The 701-nt window shown below is 60.1% G+C and carries 1 protein-coding gene; it reads right to left on the reverse strand.

Translation table 11 applies throughout. The annotated features are described in order from the left end of the window. Positions 1-701, reverse strand: a 701-nt coding sequence (locus B3605_RS20460; RefSeq protein WP_296435808.1) for an ATP-binding cassette domain-containing protein, incomplete at both ends; no start/stop codon positions are given.

A 701-nucleotide genomic window follows, 5' to 3' on the forward strand; every position in this document is an offset into this window, starting at 1 on the left:
TGCCGCGCGTCGGTTCGTCCATCAGGATAACCTTTGGTTTGACCGCGAGCTGTTTGGCAATCGCGACCTTTTGCTGGTTGCCACCTGAAAGTGATTTGACCGGAGCCTCGACGCCACCCATGCGCACGCCGAGCTGCCGTGCAAGGTCCTTTGCGAGGGCTGCTTCTGCACGGCCGTTCAGTAGGCCTGCGCGATTGGTGAGGGCGTTGAGGTTCAACACCGAGATATTCCGGGCGATTGGCATGTCCAAGAACACGCCCGAGCCTTTGCGGTCTTCCGAGAGGTAAACGATGCCGGCCTTGACCGCATCCGGATATGTATTGATCGTCTCCGACTTGCCGTGCAGGCGAATGGAGCCTCCTGTGCGCGGACGAAGTCCGCAAATGCCTTCGGCAATCTCCGTGCGGCCGGAACCGATGAGGCCGCCGAGACCCAAAATTTCGCCCTTGCGCAAATCAAGGCACACATCATGGAACCGCTTGCCATCACTGAGGCCGTCAACATCGAGGATCATCTCACCGCCAACATCCGCGGATGCGAGCTTGTCCGGGTAGAGCTGGGTGATTTCGCGGCCAACCATGCGGCGAACGACATCATCCGGGGTCACGTCAGCGATACGATCGGTGCAGACATGCCGGCCATCGCGCAACACAGTCACGCGGTCGCAGAGGCTGAAGATCTCGGCCATGCGGTGGCTGATA

The sequence above is a fragment of the Rhizobium sp. UBA1881 genome (assembly GCF_002338015.1).
GTDB lineage: Bacteria > Pseudomonadota > Alphaproteobacteria > Rhizobiales > Rhizobiaceae > Rhizobium.